This is a genomic window from Gaetbulibacter sp. M235 (assembly GCF_043876835.1).
Classification (GTDB): Bacteria; Bacteroidota; Bacteroidia; order Flavobacteriales; family Flavobacteriaceae; genus Yeosuana.
In genome coordinates, this window is sequence record NZ_JBAWJZ010000001.1 from 197,001 (window position 1) to 222,502 (window position 25,502).

Annotated in this window: 23 protein-coding genes; 7 read left to right on the forward strand and 16 right to left on the reverse strand. The window is 32.3% G+C overall.

All coding sequences use genetic code 11. From position 1 onward, the window contains the following. Window positions 1-22 precede the first annotated feature (22 nt). Both ahcY and V8G69_RS00945 read left to right on the forward strand, forming a co-directional pair. Entirely contained in the window at window positions 23-1,339 is a 1,317-nt protein-coding gene (gene ahcY, locus V8G69_RS00940) for an adenosylhomocysteinase (protein WP_394879805.1), read from the forward strand. Between the two features lie 111 nt (window positions 1,340-1,450). Beyond that, a complete protein-coding gene (locus V8G69_RS00945) occupies window positions 1,451-1,915 on the forward strand; it encodes a very short patch repair endonuclease (protein WP_394879806.1) in 465 nt (154 codons plus the stop codon). A 65-nt stretch (window positions 1,916-1,980) separates the two neighbouring features. Here the strand turns inward: V8G69_RS00945 and rpmA are convergent, their stop codons facing one another. The 3 genes from rpmA to V8G69_RS00960 all read right to left on the reverse strand — a co-directional run bounded on the left by rpmA (window position 1,981) and on the right by V8G69_RS00960 (window position 3,325). Further along, entirely contained in the window at window positions 1,981-2,241 is a 261-nt protein-coding gene (gene rpmA / locus V8G69_RS00950; RefSeq protein ID WP_166960674.1) for a 50S ribosomal protein L27, read from the reverse strand. Window positions 2,242-2,266: 25 nt separating this feature from the next. Continuing rightward, the gene (gene rplU / locus V8G69_RS00955; RefSeq protein ID WP_394879807.1) at window positions 2,267-2,797 is read right to left on the reverse strand and encodes a 50S ribosomal protein L21; all 531 of its coding nucleotides are present in this window, start codon (window positions 2,795-2,797) and stop codon (window positions 2,267-2,269) included. 75 nt (window positions 2,798-2,872) lie between these two features. Then, entirely contained in the window at window positions 2,873-3,325 is a 453-nt protein-coding gene (locus V8G69_RS00960; protein ID WP_394879808.1) for a DUF4199 domain-containing protein, read from the reverse strand. A gap of 205 nt (window positions 3,326-3,530) precedes the next feature. Here V8G69_RS00960 and V8G69_RS00965 point away from each other — a divergent pair, with 205 nt between their 5' ends. Then, complete coding sequence (locus V8G69_RS00965) at window positions 3,531-4,094, forward strand: heavy-metal-associated domain-containing protein (RefSeq protein ID WP_394879809.1); 564 nt, start codon at window positions 3,531-3,533, stop codon at window positions 4,092-4,094. Window positions 4,095-4,142: 48 nt separating this feature from the next. Here the strand turns inward: V8G69_RS00965 and gldD are convergent, their stop codons facing one another. The 4 genes from gldD to mutY form a co-directional block, all read right to left on the reverse strand. Beyond that, the gene (gene gldD / locus V8G69_RS00970) at window positions 4,143-4,727 is read right to left on the reverse strand and encodes a gliding motility lipoprotein GldD (RefSeq protein WP_394879810.1); all 585 of its coding nucleotides are present in this window, start codon (window positions 4,725-4,727) and stop codon (window positions 4,143-4,145) included. After that, window positions 4,724-6,031: a gliding motility-associated protein GldE gene (locus V8G69_RS00975; protein ID WP_394879811.1), complete on the reverse strand. Its 1,308-nt coding sequence runs from the start codon at window positions 6,029-6,031 to the stop codon at window positions 4,724-4,726. The genes gldD and V8G69_RS00975 overlap by 4 nt, the downstream gene beginning before the upstream one ends. A gap of 23 nt (window positions 6,032-6,054) precedes the next feature. Then, complete coding sequence (locus V8G69_RS00980) at window positions 6,055-6,501, reverse strand: single-stranded DNA-binding protein (RefSeq protein ID WP_394879812.1); 447 nt, start codon at window positions 6,499-6,501, stop codon at window positions 6,055-6,057. A gap of 90 nt (window positions 6,502-6,591) precedes the next feature. Next, entirely contained in the window at window positions 6,592-7,632 is a 1,041-nt protein-coding gene (gene mutY / locus V8G69_RS00985; protein WP_394879813.1) for an A/G-specific adenine glycosylase, read from the reverse strand. A 136-nt stretch (window positions 7,633-7,768) separates the two neighbouring features. Here mutY and V8G69_RS00990 point away from each other — a divergent pair, with 136 nt between their 5' ends. After that, on the forward strand, window positions 7,769-8,059 hold the full coding sequence (locus V8G69_RS00990; protein ID WP_394879814.1) for an HU family DNA-binding protein: 291 nt from the start codon (window positions 7,769-7,771) through the stop codon (window positions 8,057-8,059). A 308-nt stretch (window positions 8,060-8,367) separates the two neighbouring features. After that, a complete protein-coding gene (locus V8G69_RS00995; RefSeq protein ID WP_394879815.1) occupies window positions 8,368-9,915 on the forward strand; it encodes an Rne/Rng family ribonuclease in 1,548 nt (515 codons plus the stop codon). A gap of 409 nt (window positions 9,916-10,324) precedes the next feature. On the opposite strand, the gene V8G69_RS01000 is transcribed toward V8G69_RS00995, so the two are convergent. From V8G69_RS01000 to V8G69_RS01015, 4 genes are all read right to left on the reverse strand, one after another. Further along, window positions 10,325-11,224, reverse strand: a complete 900-nt coding sequence (locus V8G69_RS01000; RefSeq protein ID WP_394879816.1) for a neutral zinc metallopeptidase — start codon at window positions 11,222-11,224, stop codon at window positions 10,325-10,327. A gap of 65 nt (window positions 11,225-11,289) precedes the next feature. Further along, window positions 11,290-12,327: an aldo/keto reductase gene (locus V8G69_RS01005; RefSeq protein WP_394879817.1), complete on the reverse strand. Its 1,038-nt coding sequence runs from the start codon at window positions 12,325-12,327 to the stop codon at window positions 11,290-11,292. Between the two features lie 90 nt (window positions 12,328-12,417). Further along, a complete protein-coding gene (locus tag V8G69_RS01010) occupies window positions 12,418-13,377 on the reverse strand; it encodes an OmpA family protein (RefSeq protein WP_394879818.1) in 960 nt (319 codons plus the stop codon). Between the two features lie 31 nt (window positions 13,378-13,408). Further along, on the reverse strand, window positions 13,409-14,173 hold the full coding sequence (locus V8G69_RS01015; protein ID WP_394879819.1) for an exodeoxyribonuclease III: 765 nt from the start codon (window positions 14,171-14,173) through the stop codon (window positions 13,409-13,411). Between the two features lie 121 nt (window positions 14,174-14,294). Between V8G69_RS01015 and V8G69_RS01020 the strand changes: the two genes are divergently transcribed. Further along, window positions 14,295-17,705 (forward strand): hypothetical protein, encoded by a 3,411-nt coding sequence (locus V8G69_RS01020; RefSeq protein ID WP_394879820.1) that lies wholly within the window; start codon window positions 14,295-14,297, stop codon window positions 17,703-17,705. Here the strand turns inward: V8G69_RS01020 and V8G69_RS01025 are convergent. From V8G69_RS01025 to V8G69_RS01045, 5 genes are all read right to left on the reverse strand, one after another. Then, on the reverse strand, window positions 17,702-18,631 hold the full coding sequence (locus tag V8G69_RS01025; RefSeq protein ID WP_394879821.1) for a M28 family peptidase: 930 nt from the start codon (window positions 18,629-18,631) through the stop codon (window positions 17,702-17,704). The two genes, V8G69_RS01020 and V8G69_RS01025, sit on opposite strands and share 4 nt — an antisense overlap. An 81-nt stretch (window positions 18,632-18,712) precedes the next feature. Then, window positions 18,713-19,456: a succinate dehydrogenase/fumarate reductase iron-sulfur subunit gene (locus tag V8G69_RS01030; protein ID WP_394879823.1), complete on the reverse strand. Its 744-nt coding sequence runs from the start codon at window positions 19,454-19,456 to the stop codon at window positions 18,713-18,715. 10 nt (window positions 19,457-19,466) lie between these two features. Next, entirely contained in the window at window positions 19,467-21,479 is a 2,013-nt protein-coding gene (locus V8G69_RS01035) for a fumarate reductase/succinate dehydrogenase flavoprotein subunit (RefSeq protein ID WP_394879825.1), read from the reverse strand. Window positions 21,480-21,491: 12 nt separating this feature from the next. Further along, window positions 21,492-22,151 carry a succinate dehydrogenase cytochrome b subunit gene (locus V8G69_RS01040; protein WP_394879827.1) on the reverse strand — a complete coding sequence of 220 codons (660 nt, stop codon included), beginning with the start codon at window positions 22,149-22,151 and terminating at the stop codon, window positions 21,492-21,494. Window positions 22,152-22,313: 162 nt separating this feature from the next. Then, entirely contained in the window at window positions 22,314-24,119 is a 1,806-nt protein-coding gene (locus V8G69_RS01045; protein WP_394879828.1) for a T9SS type A sorting domain-containing protein, read from the reverse strand. An 87-nt stretch (window positions 24,120-24,206) separates the two neighbouring features. Here V8G69_RS01045 and V8G69_RS01050 point away from each other — a divergent pair, with 87 nt between their 5' ends. Beyond that, the gene (locus V8G69_RS01050) at window positions 24,207-25,502 is read left to right on the forward strand and encodes an aminopeptidase P family protein (protein ID WP_394879829.1); all 1,296 of its coding nucleotides are present in this window, start codon (window positions 24,207-24,209) and stop codon (window positions 25,500-25,502) included.

Here is a 25,502-nt window from a genome sequence, read left to right on the forward strand (position 1 = left end):
TCTGAAATACAAATATACTAATATGAACACAAAAACAATTGCTTACGTTCCTAATAAGGTAAAAGATATATCACTAGCTGCTTGGGGAAGAAAAGAGATTGAATTAGCCGAAGCAGAAATGCCTGGATTAATGAGTCTTCGTGAAGAATACAAACATTCTCAACCACTAAAAGGTGCCAGAATTGCAGGCTGTTTACACATGACCATTCAAACAGCTGTTTTAATTGAAACCCTACAAACTCTTGGTGCAGAAGTAACTTGGAGTTCATGTAATATTTTCTCAACCCAAGATCAAGCCGCTGCTGCGATTGCCGCTGCCGGAACTGCAGTTTACGCATGGAAAGGAATGAATGAAACCGAATTTGACTGGTGTATTGAGCAAACGCTTTTCTTTGGCGAAGAAAAAAAACCGTTAAACATGATTCTTGATGATGGTGGCGATTTAACCAATATGGTTTTTGACCGTTATCCAGAATTGATTTCCGGTATCAAAGGTTTAAGTGAAGAAACAACTACAGGCGTTCACAGATTATACGAACGTATGAAAGAAGGAACTTTACCAATGCCTGCAATTAATGTGAATGATAGTGTTACAAAAAGTAAATTTGACAATAAATACGGATGTAGAGAAAGTGCTGTAGATGCTATTAGAAGAGCTACCGATGTAATGCTTGCTGGTAAACGTGTAGTAGTTTGTGGATATGGCGATGTTGGTAAAGGTACAGCCGCTTCCTTTAAAGGTGCTGGTAGTATTGTAACAGTCACCGAAATCGATCCAATATGTGCACTACAAGCTGCTATGGATGGTTTTGAAGTGAAACGTTTAGAAAGTGTTGTTGGCAATGCAGATATCATTATTACAACAACAGGAAATAAAGATATTGTACGTAGCGAACATTTTGAAGCTGTAAAAGACAAAACTATTATTTGTAACATAGGGCATTTTGATAATGAAATTGATATGGCTTGGTTAAACAAAAATTATGGTCATACTAAAAATACTATCAAACCACAAGTTGATAAATACACTATTAACGGAAAAGATATTATTATTTTAGCCGAGGGTCGTTTGGTGAATTTAGGTTGTGCAACAGGACATCCAAGTTTTGTAATGAGTAACTCTTTTACAAACCAAACATTGGCTCAAATTGAGTTATGGACAAATAGTGAAGCTTACGGAAACGAAGTATATATGCTGCCAAAACATTTAGATGAAAAAGTAGCAAAATTACACTTAGCAAAAATTGGTGTGGAATTAACAGAACTCCGTAAGGATCAAGCCGATTATATTGGTGTAACAGTTGAAGGACCATTCAAACCAGAATATTACAGATATTAGAATATCTTGTCATGTTGAACTTGTTTCAGCATCTCTTTTAAACAAAGAAACCCTTACAGACATGTGAGGGTTTTTGTTTTCATTTAAAATTATTACATTCCATTAATAATTATGGAATATAAAAAGCCTAAAATAATCGTCCCTCGCTTTAACGAAGCGTCAGGTTTTTATACCACAAAAAAACGCTCAAAAATTATGAGCAAGATTCGTGGCAAAAACACAAAACCTGAATTGTTGTTTAGAAAAGCACTATGGAAGAAAGGCATTCGCTATCGAATCAATTCCAAAAAACTTCCTGGAAAACCAGATATTTCCATTCAAAAATTTAGGCTTGCCATTTTTATTGATGGTGAGTTTTGGCATGGTTATAACTGGAATGAACGTAAGGAAACCATAAACAGTAACCGCGGCTTTTGGATACCAAAGATAGAACGCAATATACAACGGGATGATGAAGTAAACCAACTATTGGCAGATATGGACTATACCGTTTTCAGGTTTTGGGAACAGGAGATTAAAACCGATTTGCATAAATGCATTAATGATGTGTTGATTTTTTTAGATTGGAAGAACTAGTTTTTATAAAAACAAAACCCTTTCTGAAAACAGAAAGGGCTTATATTTTTTAAGAAAAATGTTTCTTAAGCTTCAAAAGGCTCAATAGAAACGTATGATTTGTTGTCTTTTTTCTTAGTAAATTTTACAACGCCATCAACTTGAGCGTGTAATGTATGGTCTTTTGAAGAATATACGTTTTCACCTGGGTGATGAGTATTTCCTCTTTGCCTAACGATAATGTTTCCAGCTATTGCAGCTTGACCACCAAAAATCTTAACTCCTAAGCGTTTTGATTCTGATTCTCTACCGTTTTTCGAACTTCCGACTCCTTTTTTATGTGCCATTTTATTTCGATTTTAGATTTTAAAATTAACTTAAAGCAGCAATTAAATCAGCTTTTTTCATTGCAGAAATTCCTTCAATTCCTTTAGCTTTTGCCATCTCTTTTAATTCAGCGACAGTTAAACTGTTTAAATCTTGAGTAGCTTCAACTTTAGCAGTTGGTTTAGCTTCTGCTTTAGGCGCAGCAACTTCAACTTTTGGTTCTGCTTTTACTGTTGCTTTTGCAGGAGCAGCTTTTTTAGCTCCAGAAGCAGCAATACTTTCAATGATAATTTCTGTTAAAGATTGACGGTGACCATTTTTTACACGGTATCCTTTACGTCTTTTCTTTTTGAAAACTATAACTTTATCACCTTTAAGGTGCTTTAAGACTTTTGCTCCTACTTGAGCTCCGTCTATAGCTGGGGCGCCTACAGTTACTTTTTCACCATCACCAATAAGAAGAACATTATCAAAAGCTACTTGCTTTCCTTCTTCAGTTTGTAAACGGTGAACAAAAACTTTTTGGTCTTTTACAACTTTAAATTGTTGCCCTGCTATCTCTACAATTGCGTACATAGCGTAACGTTTTATTAATTAAATTATTTAAAAATGAGTGCAAATATACTGCTAATAAATTAATTTACAAACGTTTTATTTTTTTTGGGGAATATTTCCACTGTTTTTAAAAAATTGCATTACTGTTAAGGTTGCAACAACAGTAGTTGTAAAGCCCATAATGGCTACAATAAAGGTTACCATACCATTGTTAATATCAAAGTTTCCCTGTAAAGAATTTAATAATTGGGGAAGAAAATCTTGATTTACTTCGGTTGAATAAAACAAAAAGAAAAACGTAAACACAATAGTTGCTGTTCCGCCTGTAATAAGCCCTGTTGTAAATCCATTTGTGTAATTAAAGAGTTCTTTTTGTTCCAATTTAAAAATCCGAACTGCTTCATAAATACCATAGGTTGTAATTCCAGCATTAAGGAAACTATAAACAGGATTCGTTTGTTTGTCAAACATTGCTAACACCAAAAAATAAGCAATTAAAATGGCGCTTGTAACAAGACCATATCTAATGGGAAGGATTATTTTTTTCATAATTATTTCAATTGTTTTATTAAATATCAGAAAAATAAATTAGATAAAATAATTTATATAATTTTAAAAGTTTGCTAATGAATAGTTTACAATACTTTAAATCATTTTCAATTATTAAATTAATTTGAGCAATAAAAAGTGTGTTTGTAATATTAAAACCCCATTATTTAGTATTTTTGTAGATAATTTTTTAATTTTAATTTAAATGAATACCATTAAAAACATCATAGCTATTTTAGTTGTGGTTTTGTTTTCTGTTAGCTGTAAAAACGAAACGAAACCTGAAGTTAAAACCATTGAAGTTGAGAATGCTTCAAATGCTACAAAAGAAACTGATCCGAATGCTACTTATGCAAAAGCAGAATTCACCATTGAAGGTATGACTTGCGCCATAGGTTGTGCTAAAACTATTGAAAAGAAAATTTCTGGAATGGATGGTGTAAAATCTGCAACTGTAGATTTTGATCGTAAATTAGCCATGGTTGAATATAATGAAGCTAAAGTCACACCTGCTTCTCTTGAAGAAACAGTGGCAAAAGTGGCTGATATTTACAAGGTAAGCGATATGAAAACCGTTGATGCCTTTTCTACCGCTAACAAAGAATGTACTGCTAAATGCAACCCAGACTGTACAAAAAAAGATTGTGCGGATTGCAAAGCAAAAGCTGAAGCTTGTAAAGCAAATTGTGCCAATAAAACTGAGGCTGAAAAAATGGCTTGTGCAAAAGACGGTCAAAAATCTTGTTGTGCTAATAAATCTAAAGCATAATAATTGTTTAAACATATAAAAAAAGCTTCTCAAAATGAGAAGCTTTTTTTATTTCCATCTAACAGTTTCCATGATATGCCTTATATCTTTTTCCAAATATTTTGCAGCAGGAAAAATAGAATCATAATTTGGTTTGGCATAAAAATATAAAGAACCAGTTAAAAAATGTTGGGTACTATCTGTTAGGTAAAATTGTGATTGTGATGCAGCATTCCCACCTACTTCATAAAACATACCATATACATTATTAAGCTTATTAATATATTCATTTTCATTTATTTCATCGGCTTTACTAGTATGCTTTTGGGTAAAATTTTGTGCGTCTTTTAAGAAAGCTATCAAATTATCTCGGTTATTATCTATTGATTTGTAGGTTAAATATATGGTTCCCTTTAGCTCAGAATACTCAATGTTTATAGCATAGCTTTGAGTAGTACTTTTAAGATTTTTAGAAGTAATTTTATTAGCTAACTTATTTGCCTCAAAAGAAAAAGGCACTGCATTAACTTCTGTTTTTATATAATTTGCCTCTGGATATTGTAACCGCAAATAGCCTTTGGGTTTAGGAACAATATCATCATTACATGCTATACAAAAAACAAATATTAAACTTAAAAAATAAAACTGCTTCATTCTGTTTTAGTGAATTTTACAAATTTGATGCGCTTTTTATCTAAAGCTTCAATAGTAAAAACGTAATTTTTGAAATTTATTTTACTATTCAGTTTTGGAAAATTCTTTGAGATTTCTAGAACAAACCCTGCCACGGTTTCTGCTTCTCCCTTATTTTCTTCAAAAACAGTTTCATCTTCTACTTTTATAATCTTGTAAAAATCTTTAAGAGCCGTTTTGCCTTCAAACACAAAATTATGATCATCAAGCTTTGAATACTTTAAATCTTCATCATCAAACTCATCGCTTATGTCTCCTACAATTTCTTCAATGATATCTTCTAAAGAAATCAATCCTGATGTTCCTCCATACTCATCAACAACAACAGCAAGATGCACTTTTTTTTCTTGAAATTCTGCCATCAAATCATCAAGCTTTTTGTTTTCAGGCACAAAAAAAGGTTCGCGTAATAAAGTTGTCCAGTCAAATTGCTTTCTTTCAATATATGGCAGCAAATCCTTCACGTAAAGGATGCCTTGAATTTTATCAATATTATCTTTGTAAACAGGTATTCTGGAATAGCCATTTTCAACAATTTCTTCCATTATTTCTGTATACTTTTGATCGACACTTAAAGCAAAAATATCAATTCGGGGACGCATAACTTGTTTTGTATCTGTATTTCCAAAAGACACAATACCTTGTAATATTTTTTGCTCTTCTTTTGTGGTATCATCTTCACTTGTAAGCCTCAATGCTTGTGATAATTGATCTACACTAAGATTTGATTTTTGCTTACCTAATTTGTTTTGAATAGCAATAGTAACACTACGCATTGGCAAACTTAACGGTGAAAAAAGAATATCTAAAACATGTAATGGATATGCCATAAATGTTGAAAACTTCACCTTATTTCTGCTTGCATATATTTTAGGCAGTATTTCACCAAAAAGTAATATTAAAAAGGTAACAATTACAACTTCAAGAATGAATCTTAAAATAACAGATGTTATGCCTTCAAACATAAATTCTCCTAAATAAGCAAACAAAATAACGATACCTATATTTATAAAGTTATTCGCAACCAATATTGTTGCCAGTAATTTTTTAGGACGCTCTAAAAGCCTTGAAATGATTTGGATGCGCTTGGATTTTGCTTCTAGTCCTTCATCAATATCGGTTCTTGTGAGAGAGAACAATGCTACTTCTGCTCCAGAAATAAGCGCTGAAAAAAACAGTAATAAAAACAACAAAGCAATGCCCGTAACAACTGAAAAATCAGTTGTAAAAAATAATGCCTTTAAACTCGGGGGATCGGGATCCAAATATTATAGTATTAGTTAAACAATCAGAATGGAAGGTCATCATCCTCTTCTCCAATAGGCTCGTTAGCCATTTGTTGATTTTCAATTTGTTTTGGAGTTGCTGGTTTGCTTGACATTTGTCCTTCACTTTCTTTTTTAGTAGTTAAAAACGTAAAGTCTGTACATTGAATTTCAGTAGAATATCTTTCATTTCCACTTTCATCTTGCCATTTTCTGGTTTTCAGTCTTCCTTCAACATAAATTCTATCTCCTTTGCTTAAATATTTTTCACAAATTTCAGCAGCTTTGTTTCTTACCACAATATTATGCCATTCTGTATTTGTAACACGTTCATTTGTTTGTTTGCTCAAGTAAGTTTCATTGGTTGCTAACGGAAAACGACCAACACAACCACCTCCTTCAAAATAGTGCATTTTTACTTCGTCTCCTAAATGACCAATAAGCATTACTTTATTTAATGTTCCAGACATAAAATTTTGTTGAATTTAAAAAGCAAAATTAATTAATTGCTTCTCATTTTTTTAAAATTAATAAAAAAATATGATTTAAGTACTAAACATCTAAAAATTAAAACTTTCAATAAAATTACCGATTAAAATAGGTACTGGATATTGATGTATCTCACTAATGGGGATTTTTGCTTCCTCTAAATTTTCAACATTAACAATCCAAAACTTAGTGTGCAAATGTTGATGTGAAAGCTTATGGATTATTACATCTTCATTATATAATGATAACTCAAACTCTATTTGTTCAAACAAGTCTTGTTCTTTAATAATTGTTTGAAATTCTTTAAAATCTATTTCACTAGATGTTTCAATTAATGGAAACTGGTAAAGATTCTGCCAAATACCTTTAACCTTTCTTTTTTCAAGAATTGTTTTTTGATTTTTTGAAATGATGACCAAAAAATTAAAATATTTCTTAACAGCTTTATTCGGTTTAATTTTTACTGGTAATTCATTTATTCTATTTTCATTAAATGCAATACAGTTATTTTTAAATGGACATATTTTACAATCTGGATTTTGAGGTTTGCACTGTACAGCACCAAACTCCATAATAGCCTGGTTAAAATCGGCTGGATTCTTTTTATCAATTAGTTTTTGCGCCAATTGTTTAAACTCTTTTGCTCCTTTTGAAGAATTTATAGGTGTATCAATTCCAAAATAGCGTGATAGAACTCTATACACATTACCATCGACCACAGCTGTTGGCTCATTAAAACAAATGGATGCTATGGCACTTGCCGTATAATCACCAACTCCTTTTAATTTTAAAAGTTCTTTATAGTTGTTTGGAAATTCACCTTTTAATTCTTCAACAATATATTTGGCAGTAGCATGTAAATTTCTGGCGCGAGAATAATAACCCAACCCCTGCCATAACTTTAAAACCTGACTTTCTTTAGCTTTTGCAAGATGAAAAACTGATGGAAATTCTTCTATAAACGCCTCATAATAAGGCAACCCTTGCTTAATTTGTGTTTGCTGTAAAATAATTTCAGATAACCATATATAATAAGGACTCTTAGTAAGTCGCCAAGGAAGTTCTCTCTTATTATTTGAATACCAGCGATTTAATATTTTTGAAAATATCATTATTGTTTTTATACCAAACGCAAAAATAAACGTTTATAATCTTAAATTTTAATGATTTAGGTTTGAAATATTGAATATTAAATTCCTATATTTGCATCCCCTTAAATTATATAGTAACTAAAATAAAATATTAAAAATGACTAAGGCTGATATAGTAGCAAAAATTTCTGAAAAATTAGGAATAGAAAAAGGTGATGTTCAAGCAACTGTTGAATCATTTATGGACGAAGTAAAAACTTCATTAGAAAGTGGAGATAATGTTTACTTAAGAGGATTTGGTAGCTTCATTATCAAAACAAGAGCAGAAAAAACAGGTAGAAATATTTCAAAAAATACTACAATAAAAATTCCTGCACACAATATTCCTTCTTTTAAACCAGCAAAAGTTTTTGTTGAAGGCGTAAAAACAAATGTTGACGTTAAATAAAAACATTATATTAATAATTTAAAAAACATAATTTATGCCAAGCGGTAAAAAACGTAAAAGACATAAGGTTGCAACGCACAAACGTAAAAAACGTGCACGCGCTAATCGTCACAAAAAGAAAAAATAAGCCAAAAAAAGTAGTTCTATAAGCTACTTTTTTTTGGTAAAAACAAAAAACGTTCTTTGAAATGAGTTCATTAAAATTTTAAGCACTTTTTGGTGTTTTATGAACTCCACGGATATTAAAAATCCTGTGAAAATAATGTATAATCCATCTGTACTTAATTGTATGGATAAAAATTAACTTAATGGATAAAGAATTGATTATTCGATCTAGTTCAGAAGATGTTGATTTTGCCTTATTAAAAGATGGAAAACTTATTGAATTACAAAAAGATGAAGAAAGTAACGACTTTTCTGTTGGTGATGTGTTTATAGCCAAAATAAGAAAAGCTGTTCCTGGTCTAAATGCCGCATTTGTGAATGTTGGCTATGAAAAAGATGCATTTCTGCATTATCATGATTTAGGTCCAAAACTTCCTTCCCTTTTAAAATTCACAAAAAGTGTAAGCACAGGTAAACTAAAAGATTTTTCTTTAAAAAATTTCCCATTTGAAAAAGATATTGATAAAGACGGAAGCATTGCTAATGTTTTAAAATCAAATCAATCGCTATTAGTACAAATAGTAAAAGAACCCATATCAACTAAAGGCCCCAGAATAAGTTCTGAGCTCTCTATAGCTGGTAGATACATTGTTTTAGTTCCTTTTTCTGATCGTATTTCTATTTCTCAAAAAATAGAAAGTAAAGAAGAAAAAGACCGATTAAAACGATTAGTAAAAAGTATCACACCACAAGGTTTTGGAATTATTGTTCGTACAGTAGCAGAAGGCAAAAAAGTAGCCGAACTAGATAAAGATTTACAAAATTTGCTAAGTCGTTGGACAGCAATGTGTAAAAAATTAAATAAAGCCCATCAACCAAGTAAAGTACTAGGAGAAATGAATAAAGCCTCGTCCATGTTACGAGATATATTTAATGACACTTTTACAAGTATTCATGTTGATGATGAAGAGCTTTATATTCAAATTAAAGATTATGTGCAAGAAATTGCACCAAACAAAGAATCAATAGTTAAGTTGTATCAAGCAAATGTTCCCATTTTTGAAAAATTTGGGATAGAAAGACAAATTAAAACCTCATTTGGTAAAACAGTTTCAATGGCTAAGGGTGCTTATTTAATTATAGAGCATACAGAAGCATTACATGTAATAGATGTAAACAGCGGAAACAGATCAAACAAAGCCAATAACCAAGAGGACACAGCATTAGAAGTGAATATTATAGCTGCTACAGAAATAGCTCGTCAATTACGCTTGCGTGATATGGGCGGCATTATAGTAGTAGATTTTATAGATATGACCAATGCTGATAACAGGCAACAGCTGTTTAATCACCTTCGTGACGAAATGAAAGATGATAGAGCAAAGCATAAAATATTGCCTCCAAGTAAATTTGGATTGATACAAATTACTAGACAACGCGTTCGCCCAGAGATGAATATAAAAACGCAAGAGGAAAACCCCGATGCAATTATTAACGGATCTGAGGTTGAAGCACCTATAGGAATTGTGTCTAAAATAACACACGACCTAGAACAACTATTAAAAAAAGACTATAAGAAGCTGACTTTAAACACACATCCTTTTATAGCGGCCTTTTTAACAAAAGGTTTTCCATCAACACGTTCAAAATGGTTTTTTGAACACAAAAAATGGGTTAAAGTTTTACCAAGAGATGCTTACACATATTTAGAATATCATTTTTTTGATAAAAATGGTAAACAAATTAAATAATTAAAAAACCCGCTATTTTTAGAATTAGCGGGTTTTTTGTTTTTAAATGTCATTACGAGGACGAAGGACGTGGCAATCTATTTAATATATCGAGAATTTGGGCAATTGCTAAAGCACCGCGCTTTCCGCTATATCTTTTTAAAAAACGTCATTGCGAAGGTGATTTTTAATTACCTATGGCAATCTCATTATTTCTAAGAGATTACTTCATCGTGCCTTCTCGTAATGACGGCTTATTTATGTTTTTAAAAAGGATGCCGCTGCAATCGCTATTGCGGAGTTCAGTCCTAGCTTCAAAATTATAGAATTAATTTATTTTAATACTAACTCTTACCGTCACTAAGCAGAACTTAGCGGTTGCGTATGACAAGACAGCGTAAATCTATCTAAATACCTTAAAAAATAACTCTTATAACGAAGTAGCACTAAAAGTATCACCTAGCGATAAATCCCCAGTATCAAATCCCTTTTTAAACCATCTCATGCGCTGCGCAGAAGTACCATGTGTAAATGAGTCTGGAACCACTCTACCACTAGATTGCTTCTGAAGCCGGTCATCACCAATGGCATTAGCAGCATTTAAAGCCTCTTCAAGATCACCAGATTCCATCATGCTTGTCATTTGTTGAGAATAGTGCGCCCAAACACCTGCTAAAAAATCGGCTTGAAGCTCGAGTCTAACCGAATATTTATTGTATTCTGTTTGACTGACTTGCCCTCTTAATCGTTGCATTTTATCTGTAATCCCAGTAATTTTTTGAATATGATGACCAACTTCATGAGCTATCACATAGGCTTGGGCAAAATCTCCTGGTGCATTCAACTGTCTTTCCATATCATCAAAGAAACTTAAATCTAAATATAATTTTTCATCACCCGGACAATAAAAAGGTCCTGTAGAACTAGAAGCAGAACCACAGGCTGAAGACACCGAACCTGTAAAAAGCACTAAGGTTGGTTCTCTATAATTATCTAAAAGCTTATTCCATATATCTTCGGTATCCGCCAAAACTGTTTTACTAAAATCGGCTAATTCTTCTTCTTTCGCTGTAGACTTATATGGTACAGAAGACTCTGTTTGCAAAGTGCCTCCATTTAAAAACTGACTGATTAAAGTTAGTGGGTTTTTGCCCATAACTAATGATATTATCAAAAAAAGCCCAACAATAAATAGCCCAACTTTTGAAAAAAGAATTTTAACCAATGGTCTCAATAACATAGGATTAAATCCTCCTATTCCTTGTCCGGAACTACCTTGACCTCTACGGTCTTCAACATTAGAACTTTGCCTTCTGCCTTGCCATTTCATAAAATTATCAAATTTATTAAGTGTTCCAATTTACATATAATTTTATTAAGATTTACATAATGAAACTATGGAGCTGGATTAGGAATTGCAGCATGAACAGCTTCAATTTGATTTAAAATATCATTATTAAGAGTAATGTTAATACTTCCTATATTCTCTTTTAATTGCTCTAAACTTGTAGCACCAATAATATTACTGGTAACGAAAGGTTGCTGGTTTACAAAGACTAAACTCATCTGCGCGAAGGACAAATTATTATCTTCTGCAATTTTTAAGTAACGTTTGGCTGCTTCGGTTGACTGTTCACTACTATATCTTGCAAAACGAGGAAACAGTTTTAATCTGGTATCTGGGCCAGCTGTTCCTTTTATATATTTTCCTGACAAGACTCCAAATGCCATTGGTGAATATGCTAATAATCCTAAGTTCTCTCTTATAGAAACTTCGGCCATATCGCCTTCAAAAACTCTGTTTATTAAGGAATATGCATTTTGAATGGTAATCATTCTAGGTAAACCTTTTTTTGATTCTTCAATATAACGCATCGCTCCCCAGGCCTTTTCATTAGACATACCTATATGACGAATTTTTCCAGCTTTTATTTGCTCTTCAAGTGAATGAAGTACTTCATTAAAATTATCTTTCCATTCATCATTTGGGTCATGCTTGTAATCTCTTATACCAAACGTATTCGTTAAACGCTCTGGCCAATGAATTTGATATAAATCAATATAATCGGTTTGTAATCTTTGCAATTCTTTATCAACCGCTTCCTTTATTGAATCTGAAGTAATCCCTGTGGTTCTGATATGAGCTGAATAATCACTAGAACGTCCAATAATTTTACTTGCTAAAACAACATTATCTCTGTTACCCGTTTTTTTAAACCAGGTTCCAATAATCTTACTGGTTCTACCTTGGGTATCGGGTGATGCTGGAACCGGATACATTTCAGCAGTATCAAAAAAATTAACTCCTTTTTCAAGGGCATAATCCATTTGAGCATGACCTTCTGCTTCAGTGTTTTGATTTCCCCAGGTCATGGTGCCTAAACAAATTTTACTGACTTTTATATTGGTATTAGGAAGTAATGTATATTTCATGAATTTGAATTTATTTTTAAAGTTTAAAGATAAAAAAACCTTTCAGTTATATGGTAACTGAAAGGTTTAATACTTTATTAAGATTTGGTGTTAATTGTCTTTTAACAACTTTGAAAGTTCATCTAACTTAGGTGTTAAAATAACTTCAATACGTCTGTTTTTTGCTTTTCCTTCTGCTGTATCATTTGTGGCTATAGGCGCAAACTCTCCTCGTCCTGCAGCAGTTAAGTTCTCAGGATTAATAGCAGCATTTTCTCTAAGAATATTTACAATAGCCGTTGCACGTTTTGTAGATAAATCCCAGTTACCACTTAATTGTCCGTCACCCTTATAAGGCACATTATCGGTATGTCCTTCTATCAACACAGCTATGTCTGGATTTTGCCCTAACACACTTCCCAATTGCTGTACAGCTCTTCTCCCTTCAGTTCCAACAGCCCAACTTCCTGAGTTAAACAATAGTTTATTCTCCATAGAAACATACACTTTTCCGTCACGTTGTTCTACGGTTAAACCTTTTCCTTCGAAATCGGTTAAGGCTCTTGAAATCGCATTTTTTAAAGCAGTCATTGCAGCGTCTTTATCGGCAATAACTTTTTCAAGTTCCGCTACTCTGTTAGAGCGATCTTCTAATGCTTTTTTAAGACTTTCTAAACGTTGATTTTCTGCAGCTAAGGCTTGTTCTTTAGCTTCCAATTGTGCCAATAGTTCTCTGTTTTTTTGTGAATTGGCTGCAATGGCAGCAGAACTATTCTTTTCTAAAGCATCATAAGAAGCTTTTAAATTATCTAAATTGGCTTTAGCTGCATTATAGTCGCTTTGTAATCTATCGCGCTCAGCAACTGCTTCATCATATGCAGATTGTAGTTGCTTTAGTTCATTTTCAGCAGCTGTTTTCGCACTTAAAAGCGATTCATTTTCTTCTGATAGTTTTCTGTTTTCTTGTTTTAAATTGGTATACTTCCCTTCTAATTCTTTATAAACTTTAGGAGACACACAAGATGCTACAAGTGCTAAAGTTATTACTGCTAATGAAATCTTTTTTATCATTTTTTAAGTTCTGATTTTGGTTCGTTTTAAATTAATTTTCTATTTCTACTAAAATGGGGCAATGATCACTATGAACTGCATTTGACAATATAACGGCTCTTTTGATTTTTTCTTGTAATGGTTTTGAAACCATAGCATAATCTAATCGCCAACCTTTATTATTAGCTCTTGAATTCGCTCGATAACTCCACCATGTATAATTGTTAGGCTCTTTATTTAAATGTCTGAAAGAATCAATAAATCCGCTATCAATAAAACTGCCAATCCATTTCCTTTCAACCGGCAAAAACCCTGAAACATTACTTAATCCTTTTGGATTATGAATATCAATTTCTTCATGGCAAATATTATAATCGCCACAAATAATTAAATTTGGAATCTTTTTTTTAAGTGTATCAATATACTCTTGAAACATATCCATGTATTCTAATTTATGGTCTAAACGGTCATCATTTGTACCGCTTGGCAAGTACAAGCTCATCACTGAAAAGTTATCAAAATCAGCTCTAAGATTTCGTCCTTCATGGTCCATTGATGCAATTCCTGTGCCATATTCAACATGATTTGGTTTTATTTTGCTTAATATAGCTACACCACTATATCCTTTTTTTTGAGCACTAAACCAATAGTTATATTTGTAACCTGCTTCAACAAAAAGGTCTAAATCCAATTGCTCTTGCAAAGCTTTAATTTCTTGTAAACAAATCATGTCTGGATTGGCACTTTTTAACCAATCTAGAAATCCTTTGTTAATTGCAGCTCTGATACCATTTACGTTATATGAGATTATCTTCATGAAATAAAATAAGAATTTTAGCTAAAATAAATATTACGTTACTTTTACACTATTAATTTATAGCACTTTTAACGAAAACTATTAACAAAATATTTTAAACTATTTGTAGTTTAAGTATCAGATGAAATTTATAGCCTTTCTTTTTGTCTTTTTTATTGGGTTTTGTGCTTTTGCCCAAAATCAGAATTCTAATTATAGAACTAAAAAAGTTGCTGTAAATGATACTATTTTGATAGATAGTGTAAGTATCAATTCTAATTTCTTTTCCATTAAAACAAAAGAGAACTTATATCTTGATACTAGTTTTTATACTGTTGATTTCCCAAAGGCTATTTTGACATTTAAAAAGTCTGTCGAAACCGATTCTATCATTATAAATTACTTGCGTTTTCCTGATTTTTTGACTAAAACCTATAAGCAATTGGATGAGAAAATAATTGTCGAAAACAATGATAACATCCAAACGCTTTATAAACTGTCTCAAAGCAATCAAGAATCTAATTTTGTTCCCTTTGATGGTTTAACAACTTCTGGTAGTATTTCTCGTGGTGTTACCATTGGAAACAATCAAAACTCTGTTTTAAAAAGCGAATTAGACCTACAAATTACTGGAAAGCTAAATGATAAAGTATCGCTTAGAGCTTCTATTCAAGATGCTAATATTCCACTGCAAGAAAGCGGATATTCGCAACGTTTGGATGAATTTGACCAAGTGTTTATTGAACTATTTAGCGATAAATGGAACGTGCGTGCTGGCGACATTGATTTGATTAACACCAATTCATATTTTGCCAATTTCTCCAAACGTGTTCAAGGCTTATTTGTAAATGTAAACCTAGGTGATGACGAACACAAAACCAATCTGTTTGCTGCTGGTGCTTTAGTAAGAGGCCAATTTACAAGAAGCCAGTTTACTGCTCAAGAAGGCAATCAGGGTCCTTATAAATTACAAGGTCAAAATGGCGAATTGTATGTTCTTATTGTTTCTGGAAGTGAAACCGTTTATGTGAACGGAGTTGCACTAAAACGTGGTGAAAATGAAGATTATATTATTGATTATAATGCTGGTGAAATTATTTTTAATTCAACTTTTCCTATAACTTCTGAAATGCGAATTACAGTTGATTACCAATACAGTGAGCGTAATTATTCGCGCTTAGTAGCTTATGGTGGTGCTAAATTTGAAAGTGAAATACTTAATATAGGTGTTTCTATATATTCTGAAAACGATGCTAAAAACCAGCCTTTGCAGCAAAATCTATCACAAGAACAAGTACAAATTCTTGCTAATGCTGGCGATGATAAAAAATTAATGGTTGCTCCTTCAGATGTTTTAGACAGTTATAGTGACAATAGGATTTTGTACAAAAAAGAACTCATTAATGGTGTTGAAGCTTTTGTGTTTTCCAATAATCCTGATGATGAATTATATAGAGTTACTTTCAGTTTAGTTGGTTCAAACAAAGGCGATTACGTTTTAAGTACTATTAATGCCATTAGCAATATTTATGAATATGTAGAACCAATTGCAGGAATTCCACAAGGAAATTATGCGCCAATTGTTCAACTTATTGCGCCAACAAAACTTCAGATAGCCGTGTTAAACGGAAGCTATAATCCTTCAGAAAAAATGGCTATTAATTTTGAAATAGCTGGTAGTAAAAATGACCTGAATTTATTTTCAAACATAGACGATTCAAATAATGATGGTTTTGCTGGCAAACTTAAAATCTCTCAAAATCTTATAAAAAAAGACAGCCTTTGGAACTTAAATGCCTTTGTGGATGTTGACTATATTCAAAAGAATTTTAAAACCATTGAGCGTTTATATAAAGCTGAATTTTCAAGAGATTGGAACATTGAAAACCCTTTGGGAAATCAACAGCTTTTCATTACCGGATTGCAATTAAATCACCCTGAAAAAGGAATTGCTTCATACCAGTTTGAACATTTAGGATACTCTGAAAATTTTAATGGTAACAGACATGTAGCGAATTTAAATCTGGCTTTAAATAAATTCAACATCGTGTCCTATTCCAGTTTTTTAAATGCTGAATCTGATATTAATTCATCAACTTTTTTAAGGTCTTACAATAGAGTTTCTTATAGTATGAATAAAAGCTGGATAGGTTTAAAACTTGCTGTTGAAGATAATAAACAAAAAGACAAAACAACTTCAACACTCACACCTTTGAGCCAGAAATTTAAATCATACGAGGCATTTTATGGTATTGGCGATAGCACCAAAGTTTTTGCAGAATTTGGTTATAAAAACAGAGTTAATGACAGTTTAAGAAATAATGAATTACAAAAAGTAAACACCTCGAATACATTTTATTTAGACTCCAGAATTATTCAAAATACAAACACTAATTTATCCCTGTACATTAATTATAGAACACTAAACAATATCGATAAAGACATTGATGATGAGCAGTCTATTAACTCAAGATTGTTATACAATCAAAAGTTTTTAAAACAACTTATTCAGTGGAATACTGTTTTTGAAACCAATTCCGGGAGTTTAGCTCAACAGGATTTTACCTATGTTGAAGTGGAGCCAGGACAAGGAACTTATACTTGGATTGATTATAATAACAACGGAATTCAGGAATTGGAAGAATTTGAAATTGCTCAATTTCAAGATCAAGGAAAATACATCAGGGTTCTTTTACCTAACCGTGTTTTCATAAAAACACATCAAAATAGATTGAGTCAAACCTTAACTATTAACCCACAACAATTAAATATAAGTGAAAATAAAACTGGAAAATTCTGGTCTCATTTTTATAATCAAACCAGCTATTTGATTGATAGAAAAATAAAAAGAGATGGAAATAATTTTAATATAAATCCGTTTCAGGCAGACGCAGCTAATCAATTAGGACTACAATTAAATCTAAGAAATGTTTTGTTTTTAAATCGCGGAAAACAACATTACACAGCTTCCTACACCTATTTATCTAATAAATCTAAAAACATTTTATCAATTGGGTTTATTGAAAATAGTTTAAAAAGCCATCAATTTAATTTCAACCATAAAATTGAAGAATCGTGGTTAATAGATCTTCTAACTGCTTTCGATTCCAATGAAAGTTTAAGCGAAAATTATGCTAGCAAAAACTATAACTTTAATAAGCAAAAATACAATCCTAAATTATCTTACTTATTTAATGATAATGCTCGTTTTGATATATTTTATCAATATGCTTCAACCAATAATTCAATAGGAGATTTAGAATCTTTAAAACAACAAAAATATGGTGCTTCTTTTACTTTTTCGAGTAATCAAAAAGGAGCTTTAAATGGTGAGTTTAATTACTTTTCAAATAATTTTAAAGGCAACCCGAATTCTCCCGTTTCCTATCAAATGTTAGAAGGTTTACAACCTGGGATAAATTTTACATGGAGTTTGTTAGCACAAAAAAAACTGACGAAATTTTTGGATTTAAACCTAAGTTATTTTGGAAGAAAAACAGAAACAAGCAAAACTATTCACACCGGAACTGTACAGTTAAAAGCTTATTTTTAAAAATTAAGCTTATCAATTTTATTAAAAACTTCCATAATTACTTTTACAGATTCTTTGTAAAATTCTGGTTGAATATTTTCATAATCATCCGTTGGCATATGATAATCTCTATGGTCATCAACCCCAAAATAAATAAAAGGGATTCCTTTTTTGTGAAACGAGGCATGATCAGATGAATCTGTCCAGTCTTCAAGACCATCAATTCCATCATGACCAGCTATAAGCTTTACAGTTTTTGATTGTTTCAAATTTGAAATAACCTCTTTAAGTGTTTTATTAAATCTTGTTCCTACAGCAAATAATTCATTGGTATCACTTCGGCTAATCATATCCATATTTAAATTAACCATGATTTTGTTTATTGGAACAATAGAATTGTTTACAAAATATTTTGAGCCTTGAAGCCCTAACTCTTCCGCATCAAAAGCAGCTAAAATTATGGAATGCTTTGGTGGGTTATTTTTAAAATACTCTGCAAAACTAATTAACGCACTAACACCAGAAGCATCATCATCAGCTCCATTATAAATAAGTCCTTTTTTTATGCCTTCATGGTCATAATGTGCACTTATAATTATATATTTTTCGTTGCTCTCAGTTCCTTTTATTAACCCTAAAATATTGGTGCCATTATAACTTTTCCCTTTACTAGAAAAATAAAATGATTGTTCAAATTTTTCACCCAAAGGCAATACATTAAGATGATAAAATTGATTTGCTATATACTCTTTTGCTTTGTTGGCACCTTTTGTTCCTGTCCGCCTACCTTCAAAAGCATCCGATGATAATGTTTTTATATTTTGAAGTAACATTGTCTCATTAAACAATACCTTGTTTTTATTAGTGATATTTTCACTTATTGATTGTGCATTACTTTTAATACTTAAGAAGCATATAAATACACAAAAGCAGATTATTTTGTTCATTTTAAAAATTAAGAAGCCAAAACTAAACAAAAAAACCCATGCGAGAGCAAGGGTTTTTTAATTATCGATGAAAGGAAATAATTATGATAAGCTAGCTTTCATTAACTCTCTATTCATTCTTGCAATATTGTCTAAAGAAATACCTTTAGGACATTCTATTTCACACGCACCAGTATTTGTACAGTTACCAAAACCTTCTAAATCCATTTGTGCTACCATATTACGCACACGATCGGCAGCTTCAACTTGTCCTTGAGGCAATAAAGCATATTGTGATACTTTTGCTCCAACAAATAACATAGCACTTGAGTTTTTACAAGTAGCAACACAAGCTCCACAACCAATACAGGTTGCAGCATCCATTGCTTCATCGGCTGCATGTTTCGAAATTGGAATTGAGTTAGCATCTTGAGTGTTCCCTGAAGTATTTACCGAAATATATCCTCCAGCTTGTTGAATACGTTCAAAAGCTGTTCTATCTACAACTAAGTCTTTAATTACTGGAAAAGCTGCCGCTCTAAATGGTTCAATGGTAATGGTGTCTCCATCTTTAAACATACGCATATGTAATTGACAAGTAGTAACGCCTCTATCTGGTCCATGAGCTTCACCATTAATATACATAGAACACATCCCGCAAATACCTTCACGACAATCGTGATCGAAAGCTACAGGTTCTTCTCCACTATTTACTAATTGCTCGTTCAAAACATCCATCATTTCCAAAAAAGACATATGTTCTGAAATATCAGTTACTTTATAATCGACCATTTGACCCTTTGATTTTGAGTCTTTTTGTCTCCAAATTTTAAGTGTTAAATTCATAGTGCCTTTATTATTTGTATGAACGTTGTTTTAGTTCAATATCTTTAAATTCTAATTGTTCTTTGTGTAAAACAGCATCTGCAGGTTCTCCTTTATATTCCCAAGCAGCTACAAATGCAAAATCTTTATCGTTACGCTTTGCTTCACCTTTTTGCTCACCATCTAATTCTACCGATTCTTCACGGAAATGACCTCCACAAGATTCTTCTCTCATTAAGGCATCTTTAGCAAATAACTCACCTAATTCTAAAAAGTCTGCCACACGTCCTGCTTTTTCAAGTTCTGGGTTCATTTCATTTGCAGTCCCCGGAACTTTAACATCTTTCCAAAATTCTTCACGAATTTGTTTAATTTCTGCCATGGCTTCTTTTAAACCTTTTTCATTACGTGCCATTCCTACTTTATCCCACATTACTTTTCCAAGTCGTTTATGGAAGTAATCAACAGATTTTGTCCCCTTATTATTTAAGAAGAAATCTATTCTGTCTTTTACTTCTCTTTCTGCCTCATCAAACTCAGGCGTATTTGTTGGAATTTTTCCTGTTCTAATTTCTTTTGACAAATAATCCCCAATAGTATAAGGCAATACAAAATATCCATCGGCTAAACCTTGCATTAAGGCAGAAGCTCCTAATCTGTTTGCACCATGATCTGAGAAGTTTGCCTCACCAATACAATATAAGCCATCGACGGTTGTCATTAAATTATAATCGACCCAAATACCACCCATTGTGTAATGAGTAGCAGGGTAAATCATCATTGGAGTTTTATACGGATTCTCATCAACTATTTTCTCGTACATTTGGAATAAGTTTCCGTATTTTTCTTCAATAATAGCCTGACCTAATTCGTATATTTTTTCTTTTGAAGGGTTTTCAATATTATGAATCTTAGCTTGTGTTTTACCATAACGCTCTATAGCTGAAGCAAAATCTAAATAAACCGCTTCACCTGTTGCATTTACACCAAAACCAGCATCACAACGCTCTTTTGCTGCTCTTGAAGCTACATCACGAGGCACTAAATTACCAAAAGCTGGATAACGACGCTCTAAGAAATAATCTCTGTTTTCTTCAGCAATTTCAGTAGGCTTCATTTTTCGTTGTTGAACGGCTTTGGCATCTTCAATGTTTTTAGGCACCCAAATACGTCCATCGTTACGAAGCGATTCTGACATCAAAGTCAATTTAGACTGATAATCTCCCGAACGCGGAATACATGTTGGGTGAATTTGTGTAAAACAAGGATTCGCAAAAAATGCTCCTTTTTTATGAATTTTCCAAGCTGCTGTTGCATTACTTCCCATCGCGTTTGTTGATAAGAAATATACATTTCCATAACCACCGGTTGCTATAACAACAGCATGTGCCGAATGTCTTTCTATTTCGCCTGTAATTAAATTACGAGCAATAATTCCTCTTGCTTTGCCATCTATTTTAACAACGTCAAGCATTTCATGGCGATTGAACATTTCAATTTTACCACGGGCAATCTGACGGTTCATTGCAGAATAAGCTCCTAATAATAACTGCTGTCCTGTTTGTCCTTTTGCATAAAATGTTCTAGAAACCAACACGCCACCAAATGAACGGTTATCTAACAATCCACCATAATCGCGAGCAAAAGGAACACCTTGTGCCACACATTGGTCAATTATATTTGCTGAAACCTCAGCTAAACGATAAACATTAGCTTCTCGAGAACGGTAATCACCACCTTTTACAGTATCGTAAAATAATCTATATGTTGAATCTCCATCGCCCATGTAATTTTTAGCAGCATTAATACCTCCTTGAGCTGCAATTGAATGTGCTCTACGTGGAGAATCCTGATATGCAAATGCTTTCACATTATATCCTAATTCTGCTAACGTTGCAGCTGCTGAACCTCCTGCTAATCCTGTTCCAACTACAATAATATCTATATGCCTTTTATTAGCCGGATTTACTAAATTGATATGGTTTTTATAATCTGTCCATTTATCTTTAATTGGACCTTCTGGTACTCTTGAATTTAAAGTCATACTTATTTAAGATTAATGGTTAAAATGATGATAAAGTGCAATAAAAATAAATCCTAGTGGAATCAAAATAGCATATGCTTTCCCAATAGATTGTAGAGTTTTCTTCCTTCCGGCTGTTATTCCCAAAGATTGAAATGCTGATGTGAAACCATGAGCTAAATGCAAACCTAATAATACAAATGCAACAACATAAGCAGCAACTCTCCAAATTGGAACAAATTTTTCGTGTAATTCATGAAAATAACGAGTTGGATCTTCTGGGTTTACTTCAATGTATTTGTAATTTAATTCTGGAAGCCAGAAATCTGCAAAGTGTATTGCTATAAAAGCTAAAATCACCAATCCGCTGTAAATCATGTTTCTGCTCATCCAAGTTGAATTTGCAGCTCCATTATTTTTTGCGTAAGCGACACCTTGTGCTTTTTTGTTTTTGATTTCTAATACAAATCCCATCACAAAATGGAACACTACACCAAAAATTAAAACTGGTTGCATTACAAACTGTATCAACCAATTTGTTCCCATAAAATGTGACGCCGCATTAAAAGTTTCTTCACTAAAAACTGATAATAAATTTATTGAAACGTGCATTAATAAGAAAAACATTAGGAAAAAAGCTGAAAGCGACATGGCTACCTTTCTTCCAATCGAAGATTTAAAAAATCCGCCCATTATTTAGAAGTTAAAAATATGTACACAAAAATACACTTCATTACCATTATAGACAAAAACTTATGCACTTAAATATTTATTTAGAATCATTTTAAAGAAGTTAAATTAGGTAAATAAAAAAGCACCAAATGGTGCCTTTTTATCTATTTATTTAGGTTTTCATTATTCCAAAACTAATTTTTTGGTTACAAATGCATAGTTAGAATGAATATTTACTAAATAAATACCTTTTGATAAACCAGTTAAATTAATTTGCTTGGTGTTTGATGAATTTAAAATATCAAATACTGAGATCAGTCTTCCACTCATATCAAAAACCACTGCTTTAGTTAAGTTTAAGCCTAATTTATTATTTATATAGAATTGTCCATTTGATGGGTTAGGATAGACTTTAACCGCTTCATTAAAGGCTATATCATCTACACTTAAATTGCATGTACCTGTATAATCAGTCATAGGATCTAATGTACCACAAACTGAAGTAGATGTACTTCTACTTTGTACATCTAGACCAGCATTAATATCATTAATACTTAAAATTCTATTAAACTCACCAAGGCCTAAATTATAATGCATTATTGCATTGGTATCAATAACATGACCTAATAGATGACCATGTCCTAATTCGTGTACCGCTACACTTTCAAAATCATAGTTTAATCCTGGATCTCCAGTACCAAAATACCAAGAAGTAGCATCATCAAACACAATTTCTAATTCTTTTACATAAAATTGTACTGATTCTCCTATGGCACATCCTGTGTAATAATTTGGCCAATAAGAACACTCACCTAGAACTCCCGTTTCTAACTCATCACCATTATCAAATCTCACTATATTTGTACCATCTCTAGCTACAACATCTATATTCGTAGCAGAATTAGCTATCGTCCAATTTATTTTTGTATTACATCTCCAAGTGTCCATTGCTCTTTCAAAAGAAGCTTTGGCACCTGGATGTTCTGTATCATTAAAAAAATCTGTTTGCATTTCCCATTCATATCCGCCATTTCCATTTTCATCATAATGTTGAAGCGGATATGCTTGTAAGCCTGTTCCTGGATCATATTCAATATTTGATTCAGAATAAGATATTGTTAAATCGGTAGATGCAACTCTACTTAAAGGTGTAGGAGAGTCATCATTGGTTACTCGGAATTTTCCTGTTCCGGCATCTGAAGGGACTTCAACAACAATTTGTGTATCACTCCAAGAGACAATTTGAGATGCTAGCGCATCAGTAAAGAGAAAACCTCCATTATTTGCATCTGGGAAACTTACTTTTCCAGAACTACCAAAACCAGACCCATTAATAGTAAGTTGCGATTTTGTTCCAGCCGTAAGCGTTGTGGGGTTAAAACTTGAGACAATAGGTGTTCCCAAAGCTTTGCTTACATTAAGACTTTTATTAGTTTCACTAACATTATATTTAGCAACCTCAACAAAACCTGTCTTTGTAATATCCATTATTTCATTATAAAATGATGAGAAAATACCTTGTTTTTTATTGAAAGGATTTACTGCGATATCACTATACAAATCATACTTATAAAACCCTTGAACAGCACCATAGGGTTTGTATTTTTTGGTGATTATTTTATCATTGGTACCATGTCCAATGTTTGTGTTTTGCAACATAAAAACACCTTTGTCATTCTCCTTTATTTTTGACGCAGAAGACACTATTAGAAAATCCGTTCCTACAACGCCTCCTTTTGTAATAACATCGATAGTTGCAACAGGTTCTCCTTTAAAAACCTTATAAACCTCAATTGTATTAGCCGTGTATATCTTTTCATGTTTTACATCCCAAAAAGATTTTTTAGAAAGAACCTTCCCTTCAACTACCAAAGAGGCATTTTCTATCTGTTGCTTTAAGGGTATCTCTCTTAGCATCACTTGAGATATCAAATTGCTAGTTGTTAAAAATAACCCAACAATAAATATACTTAAGAGATTCGTTTTCATAATGTTAGATTCTATATATCTCAAAAATACAGAATTATTAATAAAGTTTTATTTGTTTTTGTAATTTTATCGTTAAATTCTAATTCCATGAAATACCATCCTATAAAGAGAAATCTATTTATACAAAACCGAAGAAATTTTACAGCTAAAATGTTACCAAATAGTCTGGCTGTATTTAATTCAAATGATATTTATCCAATAAGCGCAGATAGTACTTTACCTTTTGAACAACACCGGGATATTTTTTATTTAAGTGGCGTAGATCAAGAAGAAAGTATATTAGTATTATTTCCAGATTGCCCAAAAGATAAACATCGTGAAATATTATTTTTAAAAGAAACCAATGATCATATTGCCGTTTGGGAAGGCGAAAAGCTAACCAAGGAAGCTGCTTTTGAAACCAGTGGAATTAAAACTGTTTACTGGCTTCAAGACATGGAAAAAATCATGTTTGAGCTAATGACTCAATGTGACATGGTTTATATAAATACCAATGAACACTACAGAGCAAATGTTGAAACAGAAACTCGTGAAGATCGTTTTACTACATGGTTAAAAAATAAATACCCTGCTCATTCTGTCGCTAAAAGTAATCCAATTTTACAGCGTTTAAGATCTGTTAAAAATCCTATTGAAATAGATTTAATCCAGCAAGCCTGTGATATTACAGAAAAAGGATTTAGACGTGTTTTAAATTTTGTAAAACCAGATGTTTGGGAATATGAAATTGAAGCAGAGTTTATCCACGAATTTACCAGAAACCGTTCCAGAAAATTTGCTTATACTCCTATAATAGCTTCAGGCAATAGTGCAAACGTTTTACATTATATTGAAAACAACAAACAGTGTAAATCAGGAAATTTAATTTTATTAGACGTAGCCGCTGAATATGCAAATTATTCAAGTGACATGACTAGAACAATTCCTGTTTCTGGAAAATTCACAAAAAGACAAAAAGAAGTTTACAATGCAGTGAACAGAGTTAAAAATGAAGCCACCAAAATGCTTCTTCCTGGGACAGATTGGGCAAAGTATCATAAAGAAGTTGGAAAATTGATGACATCGGAATTACTAGGGCTAAAACTATTAGATAAAGCCGATGTTCAAAATGAGGATCCAGACTGGCCAGCTTACAAAAAGTATTTCATGCACGGAACGTCCCACCACATGGGATTAGACACACATGACTACGGGATATTAACTGAACCCATGAAAGCAAATATGGTTTTTACTGTTGAACCTGGAATTTACATTCCAGAAGAAGGGTTTGGCATTCGTTTAGAAGATGATGTGGTTATCCAAAAAACTGGTGAACCGTTTAATCTTATGCGCAATATACCTATAGAAGCCGATGAAATTGAAGAATTAATGAATTCAAAATAA

What these genes read in the sequence shown, in the direction of transcription:
- ahcY (WP_394879805.1), top strand. Translation starts at nt 23, where the DNA reads ATGAACACAAAAACAATTGCTTACGTTCCTAATAAGGTAAAAGATATA.
- V8G69_RS00945 (WP_394879806.1), top strand. Translation starts at nt 1,451, where the DNA reads ATGGAATATAAAAAGCCTAAAATAATCGTCCCTCGCTTTAACGAAGCG.
- rpmA (WP_166960674.1), bottom strand. Translation starts at nt 2,241, where the DNA reads ATGGCACATAAAAAAGGAGTCGGAAGTTCGAAAAACGGTAGAGAATCA.
- rplU (WP_394879807.1), bottom strand. Translation starts at nt 2,797, where the DNA reads ATGTACGCAATTGTAGAGATAGCAGGGCAACAATTTAAAGTTGTAAAA.
- V8G69_RS00960 (WP_394879808.1), bottom strand. Translation starts at nt 3,325, where the DNA reads ATGAAAAAAATAATCCTTCCCATTAGATATGGTCTTGTTACAAGCGCC.
- V8G69_RS00965 (WP_394879809.1), top strand. Translation starts at nt 3,531, where the DNA reads ATGAATACCATTAAAAACATCATAGCTATTTTAGTTGTGGTTTTGTTT.
- gldD (WP_394879810.1), bottom strand. Translation starts at nt 4,727, where the DNA reads ATGAAGCAGTTTTATTTTTTAAGTTTAATATTTGTTTTTTGTATAGCA.
- V8G69_RS00980 (WP_394879812.1), bottom strand. Translation starts at nt 6,501, where the DNA reads ATGTCTGGAACATTAAATAAAGTAATGCTTATTGGTCATTTAGGAGAC.
- mutY (WP_394879813.1), bottom strand. Translation starts at nt 7,632, where the DNA reads ATGATATTTTCAAAAATATTAAATCGCTGGTATTCAAATAATAAGAGA.
- V8G69_RS00990 (WP_394879814.1), top strand. Translation starts at nt 7,769, where the DNA reads ATGACTAAGGCTGATATAGTAGCAAAAATTTCTGAAAAATTAGGAATA.
- V8G69_RS00995 (WP_394879815.1), top strand. Translation starts at nt 8,368, where the DNA reads ATGGATAAAGAATTGATTATTCGATCTAGTTCAGAAGATGTTGATTTT.
- V8G69_RS01000 (WP_394879816.1), bottom strand. Translation starts at nt 11,224, where the DNA reads ATGAAATGGCAAGGCAGAAGGCAAAGTTCTAATGTTGAAGACCGTAGA.
- V8G69_RS01005 (WP_394879817.1), bottom strand. Translation starts at nt 12,327, where the DNA reads ATGAAATATACATTACTTCCTAATACCAATATAAAAGTCAGTAAAATT.
- V8G69_RS01010 (WP_394879818.1), bottom strand. Translation starts at nt 13,377, where the DNA reads ATGATAAAAAAGATTTCATTAGCAGTAATAACTTTAGCACTTGTAGCA.
- V8G69_RS01015 (WP_394879819.1), bottom strand. Translation starts at nt 14,173, where the DNA reads ATGAAGATAATCTCATATAACGTAAATGGTATCAGAGCTGCAATTAAC.
- V8G69_RS01020 (WP_394879820.1), top strand. Translation starts at nt 14,295, where the DNA reads ATGAAATTTATAGCCTTTCTTTTTGTCTTTTTTATTGGGTTTTGTGCT.
- V8G69_RS01025 (WP_394879821.1), bottom strand. Translation starts at nt 18,631, where the DNA reads ATGAACAAAATAATCTGCTTTTGTGTATTTATATGCTTCTTAAGTATT.
- V8G69_RS01030 (WP_394879823.1), bottom strand. Translation starts at nt 19,456, where the DNA reads ATGAATTTAACACTTAAAATTTGGAGACAAAAAGACTCAAAATCAAAG.
- V8G69_RS01035 (WP_394879825.1), bottom strand. Translation starts at nt 21,479, where the DNA reads ATGACTTTAAATTCAAGAGTACCAGAAGGTCCAATTAAAGATAAATGG.
- V8G69_RS01040 (WP_394879827.1), bottom strand. Translation starts at nt 22,151, where the DNA reads ATGGGCGGATTTTTTAAATCTTCGATTGGAAGAAAGGTAGCCATGTCG.
- V8G69_RS01045 (WP_394879828.1), bottom strand. Translation starts at nt 24,119, where the DNA reads ATGAAAACGAATCTCTTAAGTATATTTATTGTTGGGTTATTTTTAACA.
- V8G69_RS01050 (WP_394879829.1), top strand. Translation starts at nt 24,207, where the DNA reads ATGAAATACCATCCTATAAAGAGAAATCTATTTATACAAAACCGAAGA.